This window comes from Marinobacter nanhaiticus D15-8W (assembly GCF_036511935.1).
Lineage (GTDB): Bacteria > Pseudomonadota > Gammaproteobacteria > Pseudomonadales > Oleiphilaceae > Marinobacter_A > Marinobacter_A nanhaiticus.
This window is the reverse complement of record NZ_AP028878.1, coordinates 1,566,060-1,584,019: the sequence shown is the minus strand read 5'-3', so window position 1 is coordinate 1,584,019 and position 17,960 is coordinate 1,566,060. Positions and strand designations below refer to the sequence as shown.

The following is a 17,960-nucleotide window of genomic DNA, read 5'->3' as shown; positions in this document are numbered from 1 at the left end:
CGCTTCAGGAGGGTGTTGTAAAACGTAGCGAGCGAAGGCCAGGCAAGGCGGAAATTCGCGAAAAAGCGCAGTTTGCTGATAGTAAGCGAATATTTGATCGGACTCGCGCACGAGCGGGTTTCCAACGCCGCATGGTCGAGCGCAGTCGATCTCCAACACCCTCTCATGGCCGGCCTCCGGCCTGGAACAATGCATCGGCAAGGCGCGCCTGGCCATGCCGACTGGCCAACAGGAAACGCTCGACTTCGCGCTGCTGCCGAACCAGTTCCTCCCGCACCTGCGCGACCAGTGCATGCCTGGCCTGGGCCAGTGCCTGATCCAGCTTATCTTCTACGGCAGCGACGCGCCTCTGACTCTCCTCAACCCGCTCGGCCAGGGCTGTTTGGCGACGGTCGGTAGTCATCTCTTCAGCCAGCGTGGTCCGCTGCTGATCAAACGTATCCATCGCCGCGTTCAACTGCCGCAGTTGCTTCTCGGCGGCCCAGCGGTTAACGGCAAAATCATCCGCCAACTGCCATTGGAAATAGGCCTTCATGCGGGCAAATTTGCGGCGTTGCTCGGCGGTACTTCGGTTGTCCGGCAACACTGCGAGCGTGTCCTCGACCTCTTCGATACGTGCTGCCAGGTCCTTCTGTTTATCGCTCATGAAGAACGCTACGTCGCCAATATCAGCAGCTTCGTTGATCAGCCGATTGTATGCGGACTGTTGGGAAGACCAGGCTTCGGCCCCCAGTGACTCCAGCGAGTCCCGGGTCTCACGGATCTTGCGTTCCCGAAGCTGGGCACGGGTTTCGAGCATCACATCGAACGAGGCCAACTGCTGCTCACGCTCCTGCATCCGCCGTTTCAACTGGTAAAGTTCGTGCAGATCGCGTAGTGCCATCTGGAACGATTCCCGGGACAGCAAGAAGGCCAGACTGAAGTTACCCGGTTCGACTTGTAGACGTCCGTAGGAATCGTTGGCGATTCGGGGGTCGCCCAGGCTGAGATTGGCCCTTTGGAGGGCTTCGTCCTCACCGGCATCCACCTCGAAGCGCAGCCCTTCGATAATTTCAGATTCACTCAGTTCACGGCTGGCCTGCTGCAGGCGTGTCACCAGTGACTGGTAGTGGTCGGCCGCTTCGCGGTAGGCCGCCAATGCCGTCTGGGGGCGTTCAAGCTGTTCGTAGACATAGCCCCGGGCATAGGGAACCTGCTGTAGCCAGGGCGAAAACAGCGTGCGCTGCTGCAGCGTTTCCAGCACCTGGAGCGCGAGACCCCAGGACTGTGCCTCGGAGGCGGCCACAGCATAGTGATAAAGGGCTTCGTCCGAAAACACGCTGTCCAGGCTGATGGCGGCGAGATTCTCCAGGGCGGCCGCATAATTGCCCTGTTGCAGGTAGAGCTGTCCCAGGCTCAGGCGAACCCGTTCAAACAGCGCCCGGCGCTCACGATCATCTGCCCGCTCCTGGCGGTCTTCGTCGGACAAATCGGCTTCGTCGGGTTCTTCCGGCTCTTCTTCGAGCTCCGGCAACGCCTCCTGCAATTGCACAGAGATAGCATTCAGGCCCCGAACAGCGGATTCCGTCTCGCCGGCGGCCATCTGTTGCACGGCCAGGTTGTAGCCCAGGTAAGGCTTCCAAAGACTTTCTTCCGGCAGTTCCCCCGTAACGATGTCGATGATCTCGGCCGCATCCCTGCCCTGCGTACGCAGGGCAAGCTGTCCCTTCAGGTAGAGCCATTCATGGTATAGCGGCTCATCGTCATCCTCGAGAATCTCGCCGTCCACACGGCCCAGGGCATCCGCCGCACGACTGTTGTCGCCTTCCAGATAGAACACCTTGCCCAGGTAAAACCAGGCCTGGTTGCGCGCTTCGGGCGTGACGGCTTCGTCCAGCAAGGACTCGTACAGGTCGCGGGCTTCGCGCGTCATGCCATAGGCCAGCATGATGCCACCCTGCACCAGTTTGGGATGGTCGCCGTGACCCTGGATGCCGCCCCGCTTTTCGGCCACGGCGAAACGGGTCAGTGCCTCGAAGGAATGACCCTGGAAGTGCTCGTAGAGCACCGTGCCGTATTGAAGGTCATGCACCCGGCGCGGTGCTTCTTCTGCCATGGAATTCCCCGCGCTGCCTGCAATCAATAGTCCAAGCAGGCATTGGCGGAAGGGAAGACGGGAAGCCATCAGTCGCACGCCCTGACCTACTCCCACTCAACGATCTTGACGTCGGGCTGGTAGTCCGACGACTGGTCCTGGATACGGATCTCCAGGGAGGTGATGTCAGTGCCCTTGTCGATACTCAATGTCGCGGCCTTCTTGTAGGCGCGCTCATCCGGACCGATGCCCTCCACGAACACGGTCACCTCATGCTCACCACTCTTGAGGTTGCCGATATGCAGCCGCTGCATGGCGCCACGTTGCAGGGCTTCGACCTGCCGCTCGGTATACAGGTGGGCGGCCACGATCTCATCGTCCACCTTGAGTTTGACGCTGTCGAGCTTGAGGAACTTACCGGTGTCGAGACTCAGGAACACCGCGAACTGGGTGCTGGCCGGAAATAGCAGGTCCTCTTCAAGGATAAACAGGTCCCGGTTGAGCTGGATGACCTTCTTCTTGAGTGCTTCGACGCTGAGTGCGACGGACTGATCTGTCTGCTCCGCCGGGTCGGCTGCCATTGCAGGCTGAAAGCAAAGCCCCATCAACAGGGATAGCAGAAGACGGCGGACGATCTGTTTGTAGGCGGCGATTCGATTCATGGCGGTCTACTCAGTACTCGAGAATAAGCGATGCGCGGGTGACCAGGGCATCGAATTCGTACAGGGGCTCCTGCCCCGGGAGATAGTCCCCGGAAGCAGTCACATCCCGGAAATTGTCGTATTGGAAATCGATATAGTCGACGAGCAGGCTGAACTGCAGACGGTCGATACCCGGAATGTCCGGCTGTCGCCACTCGTAGGTGGCGCCAGTGCCGAAAGTGATGTCGGAGAAGCTGCTCAATTCCTTGTCCCGGGCGAGGTAATTCTGTGAGCTCTCGTAGGCAAACAGGTCGCTGTAGAAATCCGCCTGGTCCTGGGTGTAATAACGTACGCGGCCTTCCAGGGTCCAGCGCGGGGTCAGCGGATGCACATATGCTAGTTCAACGGTGTGAGCATCGATACCCCAGCTGTCGTTGAAGTAGCGGTATTCGCCGCGAATCGAAGCGCGGTACGGCAGGTAATAGAGTGCCCGTGCGGCCACGGCAATACTAGTGCGGGTTTCGGGATACCGTTCAGGCTGGTAGAGGTAGTTGGTCGGATCCGTCGGGTCCAGGTAGCGGTTCTGGCGGTAGGGATTCTCCAGGAACCCTTCGTCGGTAATGGCCTCGAAATCCAGGCCCAGCAGACTGTTCCTGGTAATCACCTGGGACAGGCCAAGCTGGTAGTTGCGGCGCTTGGCTTCTTCCTCAAAGGTGTCGTTGCCAACTTCCCGGACGGTATCCCACCCCTGGGCATAACCCATTTTCAGGGTGGAGAGGCCGCCGAAGAACTCCTGCACAATGGAGAAGTAGACCGTGTTGGCCTCGTAGTCATTCTCCTCGCTGTTGGTGTAGCCGAGGCTCATGATGGCGCTGTCGTGCAGGTAGTCGACGCCGGCGGTGTATTCGGTGCGCTCCTCGGTGTATTCACTCGCCGTGGCCAGTACATCCACGGAGGCCGCTGAAACAGAGTCCACGTAGTACTGGCCCGTCAGGGAGACCTGGGAACCGGCACTCTTGCGCACCAGTACCGACGGTCCATCGATGACCATGCCGCCGCCGTCATACCGGTGATACAGCACGTCGACGTTGTCGGTCGGCAGGGTCGCCGAACGCGCTCCGGGAATCAGCGACAGCAAGACCAGGAGCCCGACCAGCAGGTGCATCAGAACGCGCTCAATTGCAGCCACAACCGCCTCCCGAGCCACCTTCTGCGCCCCGCGCGGCTTCCCGCGCCTGGTAGACGTGATGCATGTAACTGTCCGCAGCGCCATGGCGACTCAGGCTCATGACGGGATCGGCCAGGTTGGCCCGTTCATAGGGTTTCACCCAGGGTTTGATGGAGCTGCAGCCCGTCGACGTCAACGCCAGCAGGACGACCAGCCCGACTCCGATAAGCGACTTCTTCATACCTGAACCGACCATGCCTTGCCTTTATTCCCGCACCAGCTGGCGAACCTGCTGCTCGTACTCATCTTCGTACCCAGGTTTGTAACCCCGGTGGACGAAACGGGCGTTGCCGTCGCGGTCAATCATGACCGTGGTGGGCATGGCGTCGACGCCGTAGGCCGCAGTAACCGTGCTGGTGTTGTCGTAGAGGATCGGATAGGAAACCGGTACGGCGTCGAGGAAGCGCTTGGCGTCGGTGGAATCTTCATCCACATTCACCGCCAGCACGGTAAAGCCGAGATCCTTGTACTCCTGGTAGATGTCGTCCATGAGCGGCATCTCTGTGCGGCAGGGTCCACACCAGGACGCCCAGAAATTCAGCATCACGACCTGACCACGATAATCTTCCAGGCGCAGGTTCTCGCCCTGGTTGCTCTTCAGGGTGAAGTCCGGTGCCGGCTCGCTGGCCACACTGGTCATGCTTATTGTTGCCGACAGCACCAGCGCGGCCGCACGGCCGCTTATCTTGAGAAGGCCCTTCATACGTCTGGCTCCTGTTTGCCAATGAAGATATCGACTAGAAGAACATGGACAGGCCGGCGCTCAACTCGGTGTTGAAGGCCGTCTTGTCCTCGCCCAGTATGTCGATGTTGTACATATGCTCACGCGCCCCGACATGGATGGAGAAGCTGTCGGTGAGCAACATCTGGTAGCCGAACCCGACATTGCCGGTAAAGCGGTTGTCACCGGCGAATTCCGTCGCACCGGCGCCGGCCACCAGGTAAAAATTGGTGTTGAAGGCGTAGTCGCCGATGAAGGCTTCGCCAGGCAGGACGCGGTAGCCGAAATTGAGGTTGTAGAAGGTGTAGTCCCGCTCGTCGTCGGTGAGCAGCTCCACGTTCCCCGCCAGTTTCTCGAAACTGGTCTCGCCGCCTTCGGCAAAGCCCACGTTGGCTTCGAGGAAAAAGGACTCGCTGAGGTTGTAGGCAATGCGCGCGCCGTATACCGCAGACGACTCGAAGTCCTCGATGTTGAGGACGCCGCCGAATACACCGATCTCGAAGTTCTCGGTATCGATCAGGGATTCGTCCACCTTCTGCGGTTTGACGTCCGGCTCGATCAACGGCTTGTCGTCTTCAGCCGCCGCCCAGGCTGGCAGCGCAGCCAGGGCCAGAACGACTGCGCTGGCCCGTTTCAGAAAAATACGCTGAGTCCCACTTTCCATTCTGTCGCTTCTTCATTGGTTTCACGTTCGGTGAAGATCTTGTAGTCCTTCACTTCGGCACGGATGAAATACCGATCCGTCACATAGAACCGCAGGCCCAGCCCCGCGTGGGCCACCACGTCGGTGCGGTCTTCCGGCTCGGAAAGGGTCGCTTTCGGCTTGATGTAAACCTGCCCCACACCAAGCGTGAAGAATGGCGAAATCCGCCAGTAGGGAAACGGTTGGTGCACGATATTGGCGTTCACCATCAGGATTTCCGACGCGTTACCCAAAATCTGCGAACCCCACAATTCCGCTGAGAGGTTTTCCGTCATGGTGTAGCCGGCATAGGCCGAGGTAACCGAGGCGCTGTCGAACTCGCCCATGAGGACGCCCGCTTCCCAGCTACGGGTCTCGTAATCGTCGAAACGCGGTTCGGACAGCGCCACCAATTCACCCGACCCGTCCGTGGTCAGCAGGATGTCATCCACATGGACCCAGCCTTCCCTGCCCTGATCGTCCTGGACCTTGAACCACTGGGTCTTGCGCAGGAGCAGCGTCAGCCATTCCCCTTTTTCGCTGACCCGCACGACCGGGTAGCCTTCTGCCGGGCCGGTCCGCCATTCGACATAAGGCTCGGCCACCTGGACCTGCGGCAGCGGCTCGTCGTCACCCCAGAGCCAACCGGCCAGGACGCCTTGGCTTTGCAGCAGCACCGTCAAAAGCATGGCGAAGCGCAACCACCCGCGCGTATGCCGATAGAACCGGTTTTTCGTTTCTGGCTTAACCATCAATCTTCGGGCGCATCGAACGGGTTGTTGTAATACTGGGCGCCAAGGTCCAGCCACTCGGAAATCAGTTTCAGCTCGGCGGCCGAGAGGAACCCCTCATGGGCACCTCCGGTACGGAACTGGCTCATGAAACGGTTACTGTTGCGTGCTCCAGCAGTACTCATGGGCGCAGGTACGGGCACGGTCGTAAAGATCGGGATTGGGTTACCGTCGCCGTCCAGGATCAGTTGGCCATCCTCGTCACGCTGAAATTCACCGGTATCCACCAAAAGGTCGATCAAGGCTCCACCCTGCACTTCCACTTCGTTGTCGTTAAACAGCAGTTCGCGATACGACTTGAAGTGCGCAGGATTGTCGGGCGATGGGCCATCGGTCAGGTCCAGTTGCGCTGCAGGAACCTGGATAGCGTCCATGGCGTCTTTGTCTGAATGGCAGGACGTACAGGTGTAGTCGTCGATGACCGTCCCCACTCCATCAGTAATGGTCCGATCGAGCCCCCACAGCGGGTGGATATGCTGTTCATAATTGATCACCACCCGACACAGACTAGACCATTCAGCCGCACAGGCTGGTGAAATCGGCGACGGGGTTTGCAGGTCCGCATAGGCGAAACTGAAGGAGGTCGCCTTGGGTACAACCGCCGGGTTGGTCCAGTCATCCTCGAAAACCGCGTCAGGCTGCAATTCTCGCACACCGTAGGTACGAGACCAGGTTTCCGCCATGGTCTCGCCCAAAGCGGCTACCAGCGCCGTTTCGGTATTGGGAAACGGGATGCCACCGGTAAGCGAACCATAATAGGCCGCACCCGGTCCGGCGCCTGGGCGACCGTGGGGTGCATCACTGTTCGGGTTATGGCAGCCCTGGCATTCCAGGGTTTCGCCTGGACGCAGCTGAAGCCAGTTCTGGTGCCGTGCGCTGGTGCGCTGGCCATTGGCATCGAGCACACTGATGGCGAAAGCCACGTTGGCAGGAACAGCCACGCGCACGGAACCATCCGGCTCCACTGGCGCATATCCGAGTATTTCGCGCATGGACTGCGCAGCGCTGCGGCCGAAGGCGGCATTGTCGAGATCCCGCACGTCGTCATCGGGAATGGAGACCGGCTTTTCAAAACGCACGAACATCGCCGGCCGATCGGTCGGATCGGTCCGGGCGGGATCAGCGACAGTACGGATGCCACCCGGCGCCTGGTCCCTGCCGTCCAGGTCGTAGACGCTCTGGATATGGACAACACCATAACCGTTTTCAGCCAGTGTCTCGGCTTCATCGAACAGTGTCGCCGGCGGGATATAGGTCGGGACCGGTCGGCGGGTCATCAACACCGCTTCGTCAATCTGCTGACCTTCGACGGGGCGTTCGATCGGAAGCTGGGTACCGGTGGTTTGATCCAGCAACCACAGGCCGAATACCGGATCGGCGGTTTCGTATTCGCCTGAGTCCAACCTTTCCTGCGTACAGTTGGTGATACGGTCGTCTTCGGCTGCTTCCGCCATAACCAGTCGGCAGGGGCTCCAACTCACCAGGTAACGATTGGTGCCATCGAACAGGGGAGAGGCGGCACCATAGCTGCCTTCAAGACCAACCTCGGCCAGGGCATCGTATCCGTCAATTACGGGCACCTGCCCTTCACCCTCCATGCCGTCGAGCTGTTGGTTCGCTTCCACGTAGGTGCCGACGTCGATATCCATCGGCAAGGCCGTGAGATTCTCGCTTTCAAAGGGACGAACCTGCACCAGCAGGCGATCGGGTTCAGTTTCTACGGCGCGATAATACTGCACCTGTTCATCGCCCACGGAACCATGGGAGTGCCGTCCATAAAGCAGGGACAGTCCCGTGCCGTCGGGATTGACCTGATAGAGATTGACACCGTTATTGCGGGTCTGGCCGGCATTATCCCAACGGCTGAAGACGATCTTGCCGCTCCCCATGACTGTGGGGTCGAGGTCGTGACTCTGGTTGAAGGTGATCTGCTCGATCTCGCTGCCATCACTCTCCATCACGTGCAGGACGAAGGCGGGCGAGTCACGGTCCTCGTCCAGGGCATCGAACTGGGGTTTGCCTTCGTCCAGAAGGATCGCCTTGGAAATCCGCTGGCGGGTAGACGAAAACACGATACGATCGTCCGGCAGGTACGCCGGTGCCACATCCTGACCGGCTTCGGCTATGGTGTCGGACTCGATGATACGGTGCAGATCGCCGGAGGTAGTGTCGTATTCCCAGATGTTCCAGGTGGGCTGTTCGTCATCGTCCGCGTCTTCTATTTCCGGCGCACGCATGGCGAACAGTAGCTTGCTGCCATCGTAGGAGACATCCAGGCCTCTCACGTCATAAAGCAGATCGCCTTCGTCATTGAGGAAGGAAGGGTCGGAGAAAACAGCGGACGTAATGTCCCGGGAACGCGCGCTGGGAGACGCACGATCCTTGACGTACAGACGCGCGCCCGGACGGAAAGCCTCCGGATCGCGACGATCGTCACCCATTAGTGTGTCATTATCGAAAGCCAGGGGCCGCTTGATAAAGGCAACGGCATTCTCGACCACAACCGGGTCCGCTTCCTGGTCACTACCACCGCTCGAACGGCAGCCAGCCGTCACAAGCGTCAGGCTTACTACCACTACGAGCCCCAACTTCGGGCTCATCATTTGCTTAATCCTTTTGCTAAAAAACCAGCTAATCCCTTGCCAACAGACAGCTCGGCCAACCTGGAACGCACACTTTCTGCACAGTGGCGTGTCTCACGCTCCGGCCGAGGAACCCTGGCGCGAGGCCCTGTATACCGGGTTTTAAGGCATATGGGAAGAACCAGAGTATTCCCACGCTCGCGTAACACTCCAAAGGGTTTGGGTAAATTTCTGTAATACCTTGTCGCACGTCTCAAAATTGCATTTAACAAAATTTCTAAACTTCGGGGGTATAGAAAACTCGAATACTATTTCGGATTTCGAATTATCCCGAATGGCAACCGCTGCGGAAAAAGTGCTTTGCACAAGGATTTGCAGTCCAAGGCGTTTGCTTAACAGGGCCCAGCTCGTTTAGGAAGGACACAATGAGACCCTGCAACATGTTCATCATCAAGGCGACTAAGGCAGTAGCGCTAACATGCTTGCTGGGGTCGCTTTTATCGCCGGGACTGGCAAACGCCGATGCCCGGGACCAGGCAAAACGTATCCATGAGCGCCTGACTGGTGTGCCGCCGGACGCCGCAACTCTCGACACTATGGCAACCCAAGTCAGCAGTAGTCCGGTGACCGCGGCCTATACGGCGATGGAAGATCCAGCATTCTATAATGTGACTATCAAGAACTTCGTTGCACCCTGGACCAACGAGGCCATGTCCAGCTTCGTGCCCCTGAACGACTACACCGCGACGGTGATCGGCGTGGTTCGGGACGGACTCGATTTCAGGCGGATTCTTTACGACGACATCCTGTACGTTGGCCAGGCTTCGGGCCTGCCTGCCTACTCCAACACCAACAACAATCACTATGCAGCTTTGGAACGAGGCAACTACGACCTTTCTGATCCGGACATACTCGTAGATACGACACAATCCAGCAGGAACGGTCTACCTTCTTCGGCAACCGCCGGCATCATGACTTCCCGCGCAGCGGCCCAGGCCTTCTTCAGCGCCGGTACCAACCGGGCCATGTTCCGTTTCACCCTGCTCAATCACCTATGCAACGACCTGGAACAGGTCAACGACGTGACCCGGCCACCGGACCGGATCCGGCAGGACGTGTCCCGCAGTCCGGGGGGAGACAGTCGTGTATTCCTCAACAACTGCGTAGGCTGCCATAGCGGCATGGACCCCATGGCGCAAGCTTTCGCCTACTACGACTACCAATATGACGCCGATGCCGATCCGGACGGCGAATTGGGCCGCTTGATCTATAACACCGTCGGTACGGTCGACCCCGAAACCGGGACCCGCGTCCAGGGCAAGTACCTGATCAACGCCGGCAACTTCGAGCATGGTTACGTCACTACCGATGACCAGTGGGACAATTACTGGAGAAAGGGGCCCAACAGGCGACTCGGCTGGGCCGATACGGCGCCAAGAGGTTCCGGTAGTGGTGCGAAATCGCTGGGTCAGGAGCTTGCGCAATCAGAGGCCTTCGCCGAATGCCAAGTGAAGAAAGTCTTCCGCAACGTCTGTTTGCGTGATCCGGTCGACACTGCCGATCACAACCAGATCGACAGCATGGTCAACTCACTGTCAGCCAGCAACTTCAACCTCAAGCAGACGTTCGCCGAGTCTGCCGTGTACTGCATGGGGGACTGACCGTGAAACTAACGATGACCCGTCTCGCCCCTGCCCTGCTGCTTTCCGTGCTGGCGCTTACCGGTTGTAAGACCGGCGATTCCACCGAGTCGCTGCCCAATACCGGTACCCCTTCCAATGCAGGAAACTACAATGGCCCACCACCGGCCACTGACGACGTGCAGAATTTCAAACTCGCCGTCTGGGATAACCTGGTATCCACCGATCGCTGCGGCGGCTGCCACAGCACGGGCGGCCAGTCGCCGATGTTCGTGCATGCCGACGACATCAACGTGGCCTATGCCCAGGCCAATACCGTGGTCAACCTGGATGATCCCGGCCGGTCACTGTTGGTAGCCAAGGTGGCCGGCGGCCACAACTGCTGGCTGTCCAGCGACCAGGCCTGTGCCGACACCATCACCAGCTATATCGAAGCCTGGTCTGGCAACTCGGCCGGATCGGTCAAGCGTATTGAGTTGAAGGCGCCGGCCATCAAGGATCCGGGCGCAACCAAATCGTTCCCTGACAGCTCCTCCGATTTCAAGACCCTAATCTACGATCCCCTGCTCGTTCCCTTCTGCGGCGAATGTCATGTCGAAGGTATACAGACGCCCTACATCGCCAGCGAAAACGTCACTACTGCGTACAACGAAGCCCAGAGCCGGATTAATCTCGAAAACCCGGCCCTGTCCCGGTTGGTAGAACGCTTACGCTACGACTTCCACAACTGCTGGGACGACGATTGCGCGATGTCCGCAGACATCATGGAAATGGCTATCGAGGACTTTGCCAACGAGCTCGATACCGACCCCGTCGATCCGGACCTGGTCACCAGCAAAGCCCTGACCCTGCTGGGCGACGGCCTGGTCGCCAACGCCGGCGGCCGCTATGAAGACAACGCCATCGCCCTTTACGAATTCAAGGCGGGCACCGGCTACACCGCGTTCGACACCAGCGGCGTCGAGCCCGCCCTGCACCTGAACCTGACCGGCAACGTCGAGTGGGTTGGTGGCTGGGGCATCGCCATCGGCGGTGCCTACGAAGACGAGCAGACCGGCGCCACCGTACCGAACGGCAAGGCCCAGGGCGGCACGTCCGCCAGCCGCAAACTGCATAACCTGCTGTCCGCCTCCGGCGAATTCAGCATCGAGGCGTGGATCGTACCGGGCAACACCACCCAGGAAGATGCGCGGATCATCACTTATTCCGGTTCCTCCACCGCACGTAACGTCACCCTGAGCCAGTTCCAGCAGAACTATGAGGTCCTGTTGCGAAGCTCGACAGCCGACCAGAACACGGCCTTCTCCACAGCTGACGGTGACAACCGCCTACAGGCGTCCTTGCAGCACGTGGTTGTGAACTACACCCCGAGCCAGGGCCGCCGGATCTACATCAACGGTGAGTACACCGGGGATATGGACCCGGAAGATGCGGGACTTCTGAACGAGTGGGACGATAGCTTTGCCCTGGTGATGGGCAACGAAACAGACGGCAACTCACTCTGGGAAGGCACCCTGCGCATGGTGGCCATCCATAGCCGCGCGCTGACCGAATCCCAGATCAAGGCCAACTTCGACGTTGGCGTCGGGCAGAAATACTACCTGCTGTTCAGCGTCTCGGATCTGGTGGATATCCCCGAAAGCTTCATCGTGTTCGAAGTAAGCCAGTTCGACAGCTATAGCTACCTGTTCAGCGCGCCCTTCTTCATCAGCCTGGTCGATAGCCAGGAACCCAGCGGCATCCCGGTCAAAGGCATGCGTATCGGCATCAACGGCAAGGAAGCCGTTGTCGGACAGGCGTACGCCAATCTTGATATGACGCTCGACGATGATGAGTATCGGCCCGGTGTCGGCCAACCACTCTCACGCCTGGGCACCATCGTTGCCCTGGAGAAGGGCCCGGAAGCAGATGAGTTTTTCCTGACGTTCGAGAATTTGAATGGCCACGACCATGTTCGTACCGAACCCGCACTCCCCGCGGAACCGACACCATCCAATGGCCCGGAAACGCCCCACATTGGCATCAAGACCTTCGACGAGATCAACGCCTCCATGTCGCGCATGACCGGCGTTTCGGTGACCCATCCGGATGTGGCCGAGACCTTTGCAACGGTTCGCCAGCAGTTGCCTAGCGTTGAAACCCTTGGCGGTTTCCTGGCTTCGCAGCAGATGGCCATCACCCAGATGGCCATCCAGTACTGCGACGCGATGGTCAACGATACGACCCTTCGTGGCAGCTTCTTCCCGGATTTCGACTTTACCGAAAGCGCCAATACCGCTTTCGATACCGATGGCCGGACCAGCGTGATTACCCCCTTGCTTGACAATTTCGTCGGCGACAATCTTTCTACCCAGCCAACGGATGTGGATGTCACCGACGAATTGAACAACCTGATGGATCGCCTGACGACATGTACCGGCAGCTGCGATGCCGATCGCACAGCCACCGTCGTCAAGGCCAGCTGTGCCGCCGTGCTCGGCAGCGCCGTGACCGTGGTTCAATAACGAGGATTTACGATTATGTTTATCAGGCCTTCCCGTAAAAAGCCTCTGGCGAATCACGAACCCTTGCGGCACGACGACCATCGACGCCCGGTGACGCGTCGGGAATTCCTTGCCCAGGGATTTATGGCAACGACGGCCACGGTATGTGGCTCATCCGTCTTCAGCCTGTTTGCCAATCCGCGGATGGCACAGGCTGCCCTTTCCAGTGACCTGGAGGGCCTCAAGCCCGGCTGCGGCATAGCTACCGTCGGTGCCGGCAAGATTCCCTTTATCTGTTTCGACCTGGCAGGTGGCGCCAACATCGTCGGCTCCAACGTGCTGATGGGCAAAAGCGGTGGCCAGAAGGATTTCCTGAGCACCGCCGGCTACAACAAGCTCGGCCTGCCCGGTGACATGCTGCCAAATAATCCTGCGTTCCTGAACGAGGAGCTGGGGCTCGCCTTCCATTCTGATAGCGGTTTCCTGCGCGGAATCCTCGAACGGACCACGGCGGGCACCCGAGCGGCCATCAACGGTTCGGTCATCGCTGCACGTTCGGAGAATGACACCGGCAACAACCCGCATAACCCGATGTACGGCATCTACAAGGCAGGGGCCAATGGATCACTGCTCTCGCTTATCGGTTCCCAGAGTTCGGAATCCGGCGGCAACTCGATGGCCCCCATGAATCTGATCGATCCGGAAGTGCGCCCCACCAAAGTTGACCGTCGCTCGGACGTCACCGGCCTGGTGGACGTCGGCGACCTGATCGGGTTGCTGGACCAGAGTGATGCTGTGGCGGTGATGGAATCCATCGCCCGGATCAGCCGAAACAAGCTGGACAGTGTCGATACGAAGATAACCGCGGACGATGTGGCTAAGGACCTGGTCGAGTGCGGCTACATCAAGAGTGCGGACATCGCCGACCGTTTCGGCAATCCGGCCAGCCTGGATCCTATGGCCGACCCTGACATCGTCGGTGCGTCCGGTATTTTCTCGGTCAACGAATTCAACAACGAACGGGACTTCCAGAAGACGGCTTCCGTCATGAAACTGGTGATGGAAGGCTATGCCGGTGCCGGCACCATCACCATGGGTGGCTACGACTACCACACTGGCGAACGTGGCACCGGCGAGATGCGCGATCTGAAAGCCGGCCGCTGTATGGGCGCCTGCCTGGAATACGCCGCCCGCAAGAACAAGCCGTTGATGATGTATGTGTTCAGCGACGGTTCGGTATCGAGCAATGGCCGCATCGACGATTCAATGGAAGGTCGCGGCAAGGGTGAATGGACTGGCGACAACCAGCAGACCGCCGCCTCCTTCTTCCTGGTCTACAACCCGAACGGTCGTCCCACCGCCCTACGCAACCAGATCGGCTTCATGCGCGCAGACGCCTCGGTGGAAACCGCCTCCAGCCCGGCGGCGAACAACGTGAACCTGCTGGTGCAGACGGTGCTGTTGAACTACATGGCCCTGCACGGCGAAGAAGGCAGCTTCGGTAGTGTGTTCACCGGCCATGGGCTGGGGAATGCAGCCATGCAGGATACGTTGATTGGGCTTGAGGGGATCGTTAGCGGGAAGATTGCTTGATTGGAGTCGAGCTCGCTTTACCTCCCTCTCCCCATCGCGGGAGAGGGCCGGGGAGAGGGGGAGGCGCCGGGAGGCGCCCCAAAATGGGCTAATGTTGAACAGGAGCATATGCCTCGCCCCCTCTCCCCAAACCCCTCTCCCACCAGGGGCGAGGGGCCTTATCCGCCGCCAACTCGAGCATCAACCGCCATTCGCTTCATCCACCAAACCTGAATGTCTACACCCTCCTACTCGGATTCGGAACCCCCCTTCGGATCCAGCAACCCCGCCGAATAATGCATCCGCCGCTGCTCGTCGATAATGATGGCGTCGACCCCGGCCAACTGGTTGATCATCGTCAACCCCTTCTCCACGCCCAGCACGAATACCGCTGTCGACAACCCGTCGGTGGTCAACGCGTTGGTCCCGAGTATGGTTACGCTTTGCACACCTTTGACCGGACGGCCGTTCTTGGGCGAGATGATGTGATGAACCCGCTCGCCGTTCTCGTCGATAAAGAAGCGCTCGTAGTCCCCGGAGGTGGAAATCGCAACATCGGATAGCGGCAGGACGACCGCGTTGGCACTCTCGTTGCGCGGATCCCGTACGCCGACGATCCAGGGCCTGCCGCGCTTGTCGCCCAGCAACCGCATGTCGCCGCCGGCACTCAGCCGCGCATGTCGGATACCTTCGGCCCTGAGAATATCAATGCCCCGGTCCACCGCGTAGCCTTTGGCGATACCGCCCATGTCGGTCAGCAAACCCTGCTGACGAAAGAAGACTGTCTGTTCGTCCTTGTCCAGGACGATATCGTGGTAGTTGATATGTGGCAGGTTCTGCTGGATCTGTTCGGCCGTGGGCTGGTGCTTTTCGCGGTAGTCGTACATGTACCCCACCGAACCGAAGCTGATATCGAAGGCGCCGCCACTGAGCTCGGAGACGGCCTCAGCCTTCATGAAAACCTGGAACAGCCCATCGCTCACCTTGACCGGACGCTCCGCCGCCGTCCGGTTCACCGCCGACAACTCCGAATCTTCCCGGTACCGACTCATCTGCCGGTCGATGCGATCGAACTCGTCGAACACTCGCTGGCTGATCCGTCCGGCGTCCGCCTCGCTCTCACTCCAGAACTCCATGGTGATGGGCGTCGTCATCGCGGTTCCGGAGAATTGAAACCATTCAGCATGCGCCAGCGGAGAAAACACGCACACCACAGCAACGAATAGGCATCGACGAATCACGGGAACACTTCCAAAGGCCGGTTAGACAGAGGCCCATTCTAGCGAAAGCAGAATGCAACCGTCCCAATTCGGTTGTTGTGTCTGTGTATCCGGGCTGTTTAACAGAGCTCTCTGGCAGAGCTATTTGTCGGATCGGGGCCGCGACACTGCTCATGCCGGCACCACCTCCGGCTCTACGAGCCCATCAACATGCAGATAGCTCCATAGCCGACTACCTTCGGCATCGATGGCGACGAACTTGCCGGCGCGGAAATTCTCCAGGTAATGGGCGTTAAGCAAATGCCCACCAGCCCGATAGGTGAAGCGATTGCCGGAGAACTTTTCGCGATTGGCCGCCACCCCAATGCGCGCTACAAAGTCGTCCGTGTGGTAGAAGTGCTCGGCATAGACTTGCGGCAGGTCGAGCTCGGTCGCAGCACTCGCGAAGGAATAGACCTCCAGCTTGTTGAGCAGGAGAGAACGTGATCCCTGCAGCCGGTCCCGAAGCTGGTAGAGCGCGCCGGTACTGATGATGCCGCCCTGGGAATGAACGATCAGCACAACCTTGCTATAGCGGCCCAGCGCGTCCTCGAGGATATCGGCAACACTGGTTTCCAGGGTGGAGACGAGCTGCATGGTGCGCCCGAGAACGCACTCGAAGATATCCAGCGCAAAGCCATCGGACGGGTTGTGCATCAGGTAGACCTTGCGCCCGAAAAGGTCCGCCAGCGCCTTGCCGTTTAGCCGCAACACGTTGCGGTCGGTACAGATGCCATTGAGGAAGAACCAGCCCTGGTTGTCATCGATCTGCACCCGGTTCTCGGGCACTTCGTAAGGCAGGTGCGGAACCTGGCGAAACGGTGAGAAGATCGGGAAAACCGCGCCCCTCACCGCATGCACGAAATGCAGAGGGGATTCGTAGTTCCCGGGAGCCAACTCCGACCAGGGGGCGGCGGTATCGACCGGATTCAATACAAAGGGCAGGTACGGCAGGTTGCGGATCCCGGTGGCAAAGCGCTTGAGCTTGTCGGCGACGATCATGGACAGACCTCCAGCAAGAAAGTTACGACACCGGCTCGGTTGCCTTCCGTGGCGCGTGCTCACCCGTTTCTGACAGGCTGACCACATCCGATCCGAAGTTTTCCTTGCCGGTGGGCTCGATGTGCCGTTCCTGGTTGATGGCCTGTCGAACCCGCGATGTGCGCAGGTAGATATCCCGCCGGGCCCGGTTCTGGTTGCCAAGGGGGCGGTGGACCGCCAGGGTATGCCAGGGGTTGTAGGTCAGGTTGCGGGCAAAGGCGTCCTGTGCCGCGAAATCGAAGCGCTGGGTGGGTATCTCGAGAGTTGCCACCGGAATGAACGGCGACTCCCGCTCCGACCAGACGATCGATGCATCTTCGATCGGCATACGCACCGGGTCGGCCTGGAACTGGATGGCGAAGTCGAACACCGCCGGCTCCCGTGCCAGTGAACGGACCATCGCCTCCCGCAGGTAGTTGTCGGTGAACTCGGTAATGCGAGAACGCCTCGTGAGGCGGGGGATCACCGCAAACTTGATCGCTCGGTCCCGCCCCCGCTCGCGGCCATACCGGTAGGGCACGCAACTGTGATAGGTCAGTTCCAGCGGATTGGCGTGTGCGCGGGCATAGAGCCCCTGCATGATCATGTCCAGGACGTGGGAATCCAGCGGATTGACGAAATACCAGGCCGGCGTGCCCAGACCGATCTGCTTTTGCAGCTTCACGTTTTCCCAGATGTCCGGCGTGGTGAATGCAGGCGAACTGATCCCAGTCAGGTCCATGGTCGATTTCTCGTCGGCCATCAGCTTGTGCCCGGGCAGGCCCATCAGCTTGATGCCGATACTGAGGATGCCTGCGTCCTCGATGTCCGGGACCACCCGGGGGCCCGGCCCGCCAAAGCGCACATAGGCCGAATACTGCCGCCCGGCCTGGAAGGCGCCTACCTGGAGCCGTCGCGGCAAGTCCCCGCGCACCGTAAACGACGCGCGCACCAGACCATAGGTCTTGGTGTTGCCCGCCCGCTCGGCCGTCTTACCGGTTTCCTGGTATTCACCCACGAGGAATCGGCTCATGCTATCGGCGATCCGGCGGGTAACTTCCTCCTCGTCCGCCCGGATCAGTTCCTCGGCGATCACCTGGCCGCGGTCCCGCAGCCGACGGCGCAGGAGGGCCTGGGCCACCTCCTCGATATAGGGTCGAACCAGGTCGTCGAAGGCATCCCGGTAATAGGGGTCGAAGCGTCTGATCATCGGCGCCAACCGCTCCGTGGCCGCCTGCACGAGGCGCGGTATTGGACGGGTCAACAT

14 protein-coding genes are annotated in these 17,960 nt (G+C 59.7%); 3 read left to right on the top strand and 11 right to left on the bottom strand.

Features of this window, described 5'->3' with window-relative positions:
• Positions 1-163: 163 nt before the first annotated feature.
• The 8 genes from RE428_RS07125 to RE428_RS07090 all read right to left on the bottom strand — a co-directional run bounded on the left by RE428_RS07125 (position 164) and on the right by RE428_RS07090 (position 8,740).
• Positions 164-2,095: a tetratricopeptide repeat protein gene (locus RE428_RS07125; RefSeq protein ID WP_004581297.1), complete on the bottom strand. Its 1,932-nt coding sequence runs from the start codon at positions 2,093-2,095 to the stop codon at positions 164-166.
• Positions 2,096-2,181: 86 nt separating this feature from the next.
• Positions 2,182-2,736 (bottom strand): hypothetical protein, encoded by a 555-nt coding sequence (locus RE428_RS07120; protein ID WP_004581296.1) that lies wholly within the window; start codon positions 2,734-2,736, stop codon positions 2,182-2,184.
• 10 nt (positions 2,737-2,746) lie between these two features.
• Positions 2,747-3,904: a DUF3570 domain-containing protein gene (locus RE428_RS07115; protein ID WP_004581295.1), complete on the bottom strand. Its 1,158-nt coding sequence runs from the start codon at positions 3,902-3,904 to the stop codon at positions 2,747-2,749.
• A complete protein-coding gene (locus tag RE428_RS07110) occupies positions 3,891-4,124 on the bottom strand; it encodes a DUF4266 domain-containing protein (protein WP_040883313.1) in 234 nt (77 codons plus the stop codon). The genes RE428_RS07115 and RE428_RS07110 overlap by 14 nt, the downstream gene beginning before the upstream one ends.
• A 24-nt stretch (positions 4,125-4,148) precedes the next feature.
• Positions 4,149-4,646, bottom strand: a complete 498-nt coding sequence (locus RE428_RS07105; RefSeq protein ID WP_004581293.1) for a TlpA disulfide reductase family protein — start codon at positions 4,644-4,646, stop codon at positions 4,149-4,151.
• A 34-nt stretch (positions 4,647-4,680) separates the two neighbouring features.
• Positions 4,681-5,328: an outer membrane beta-barrel domain-containing protein gene (locus tag RE428_RS07100; protein ID WP_004581292.1), complete on the bottom strand. Its 648-nt coding sequence runs from the start codon at positions 5,326-5,328 to the stop codon at positions 4,681-4,683.
• On the bottom strand, positions 5,298-6,098 hold the full coding sequence (locus RE428_RS07095; RefSeq protein ID WP_004581291.1) for an SH3 domain-containing protein: 801 nt from the start codon (positions 6,096-6,098) through the stop codon (positions 5,298-5,300). The genes RE428_RS07100 and RE428_RS07095 overlap by 31 nt, the downstream gene beginning before the upstream one ends.
• Positions 6,098-8,740 (bottom strand): HzsA-related protein, encoded by a 2,643-nt coding sequence (locus RE428_RS07090; protein ID WP_004581290.1) that lies wholly within the window; start codon positions 8,738-8,740, stop codon positions 6,098-6,100. Before RE428_RS07090 ends, RE428_RS07095 begins: the two co-directional genes overlap by 1 nt.
• Positions 8,741-9,144: 404 nt before the next feature.
• Between RE428_RS07090 and RE428_RS07085 the strand changes: the two genes are divergently transcribed.
• The 3 genes from RE428_RS07085 to RE428_RS07075 are packed head-to-tail and all read left to right on the top strand — an operon-like array spanning position 9,145 to position 14,435.
• Positions 9,145-10,380, top strand: a complete 1,236-nt coding sequence (locus RE428_RS07085) for a hypothetical protein (RefSeq protein WP_227500214.1) — start codon at positions 9,145-9,147, stop codon at positions 10,378-10,380.
• 2 nt (positions 10,381-10,382) lie between these two features.
• On the top strand, positions 10,383-12,863 hold the full coding sequence (locus RE428_RS07080; protein ID WP_227500213.1) for a LamG domain-containing protein: 2,481 nt from the start codon (positions 10,383-10,385) through the stop codon (positions 12,861-12,863).
• Between the two features lie 15 nt (positions 12,864-12,878).
• Entirely contained in the window at positions 12,879-14,435 is a 1,557-nt protein-coding gene (locus RE428_RS07075) for a hypothetical protein (protein WP_004581287.1), read from the top strand.
• 227 nt (positions 14,436-14,662) lie between these two features.
• Here RE428_RS07075 and RE428_RS07070 read toward each other — a convergent pair whose 3' ends face one another.
• The 3 genes from RE428_RS07070 to RE428_RS07060 form a co-directional block, all read right to left on the bottom strand.
• Positions 14,663-15,568 (bottom strand): FAD:protein FMN transferase, encoded by a 906-nt coding sequence (locus tag RE428_RS07070; protein ID WP_004581286.1) that lies wholly within the window; start codon positions 15,566-15,568, stop codon positions 14,663-14,665.
• 237 nt (positions 15,569-15,805) lie between these two features.
• The gene (locus tag RE428_RS07065; RefSeq protein ID WP_004581285.1) at positions 15,806-16,675 is read right to left on the bottom strand and encodes a hypothetical protein; all 870 of its coding nucleotides are present in this window, start codon (positions 16,673-16,675) and stop codon (positions 15,806-15,808) included.
• Between the two features lie 22 nt (positions 16,676-16,697).
• A complete protein-coding gene (locus RE428_RS07060) occupies positions 16,698-17,960 on the bottom strand; it encodes a catalase family protein (protein WP_406564736.1) in 1,263 nt (420 codons plus the stop codon).